The organism is Leucobacter faecis (assembly GCF_054456635.2).
In genome coordinates, this window is the sequence record NZ_JBTJEP020000035.1 from 1 (window position 1) to 2,007 (window position 2,007).

Genomic DNA, 2,007 nt, shown 5'->3' on the forward strand with positions numbered 1-2,007 from the left:
CCGAAGACGCAGAGCTTCTCTGACGTCGATAAGAACACGAAGTTCTACAAGGAGATCGAGTGGATGGGTACTGAGGGCCTGTCGAAGGGGTACTGGACTGCTGCTGGTCCTGAGTACCGTCCGAAGAATGGTCTGAGCCGTGAGGCGATGGCGGCGTTCCTCCAGCGTCTGGTTGACGAGTACTGGGTGGGCGTGATCCCGGGCGTCAAGAAGTAACCACTAAGCGCGCAAGCGCAATGAAAGCGGACTCTGAGGGTGTTCCTCAGGGTCCGCTTTTCCACGGTTAAGAACCGACATAGTTTTTCAACAGGTGAAAGTTAGGAAGATCAAGGTATGCGCCTAAATAGGCCAGATGGATCAGCACACGCACGAGGTACGGCATTTCGCCGGGGAGCGACCCAAGCACTTTCTGCCTGCGCGGTGGTCGCGCTGACGCTCGGCATGGGCGTAGCTGGAGCACAAGCCGTGGTTTCGCCGGGCATGCCGGTTTCGGCTGTAGCACCGGACGCAGCCTCGCCGATTGTGGCGGACGGTATCGCATCGGGGCAGATCGCTTCGAGTAATGACATCGTGAGCGTATCTAAGGGCAAGTACGTTATTGCCGGTCACGTTTGGAACGCGGGAGTCTCGACGCCTTCGACCGCTACGAACGACAAGACCGCAGTGCCAGAAGGCACGAGCGTCTTCGTTCAGTGGCAGGATAAAGACGGGTCAGTTTCGCCCATCTACACGGCAAAGACATCTGACCAGTTGTCTGGTGCAATGGGAGGCCCGGGCGCTTTCGCATTCAAGCTGCCGAGCTGGACCGACGCGTTTGGTAAGAACCACTACTTCACTGCAGATGCCAAGCAGCAGTACCGCTTGTGGGTTGAACCGATCACAAACCCTGCAACGGGTGGAGAGCTCACCGCTATGCGCGTGGCTGATGGCATGACGCCATACCGGTTCGTGAAGGTCTCAAGTGGTGACGGCGCACTTGGCGCGGTTACGATCGCTGGCACGAATGTGCGCAACACTGGTGTGTTCCTCTACGAGAAGCCTCAGGCTCACATGCAGAGTGCGAACACGGTGGTTGATGACGCTGGCCCCGTAGCGCATCCCTCAGTGCAGACTGATGAAAAATATACCGTTTCGGGTACGGTCTGGCTCGAGACCGGTGCTGGTGATCGCAGCAATGTGGCTACCGGCCCTAACCAGAACCTGTCGCTGGGTGACGTGCCGGCCGCTGGCTACACGGTGTATGTGTCAATGCTGAACCGTGAGGGAGCTGCGGCGAACAAGGCGATCAAGGATCTTGATCGCAACGCACGTGCCGCGGCGACCAAGGAGATGCTTGTCGCGAATCCCGGTTACGTGGCGAAGACAGTGGCCGCTGTGACCGATGCCGAGGGTAACTTCACAGCACGCGTCGGCGAAGGCTTCTGGGACTACGACAACATGTACACGTGGGTGGCTGACCCCACGGGGAACATCGTCTCGAGCTACAGCTCATCGACTTTCCCCGCCTTTGGCAAGTACAACTCGACCCCGCTGTGGACTCCGCAGACGGTGCCGGCGCTCAACCCGGCGCTGCACAACGTATACAACCGTAACCACGCTGTTGTGCCTTTCGAGAATGCCAACATCAACGTCACAAACTTTGATGCTGTTGCTTCACCTGCGAGCCCGGGCGACACGGCCACGCTTGCCCTGTCGGGCAACCTCACGCCCCTCGAGACCGTCGTGACCTGGCGTGATGCTGCGGGCAGCACCCTTGAGACGTGTGTACCCATCAGCTCGGCGCAGGATGTAGCGGCGTGCACACTTACGGTGCCGAAGGATCTTGAAAAAGACGAAATGTACACCGCTACGCTGTGGGCCGGAGACATTCCGGTGAGCGCGGATTCATTCGCGGCTCGCGTTGATGGCGGCAACACCGGCGCAGATGCGAATGCGAACGCGAATGCGTCGGCGTCGGCTTCGGCTGCTGCTGATGGGCAGGCGACGGCGGCGGCTCAGGCGGCGGCT

At 59.7% G+C, this 2,007-nt stretch carries 1 protein-coding gene and 1 pseudogene; both read left to right on the forward strand.

Annotation, left to right across the window (positions count from 1 at the left end; all coding sequences use genetic code 11):
- On the forward strand, positions 1-216 hold a 216-nt coding region (locus ACXR2T_RS15725), incomplete at its 5' end, for an S-layer homology domain-containing protein (protein ID WP_489945554.1).
- A gap of 225 nt (positions 217-441) precedes the next feature.
- Positions 442-2,007: pseudogene (locus ACXR2T_RS15730) on the forward strand (hypothetical protein); the annotation flags it as partial.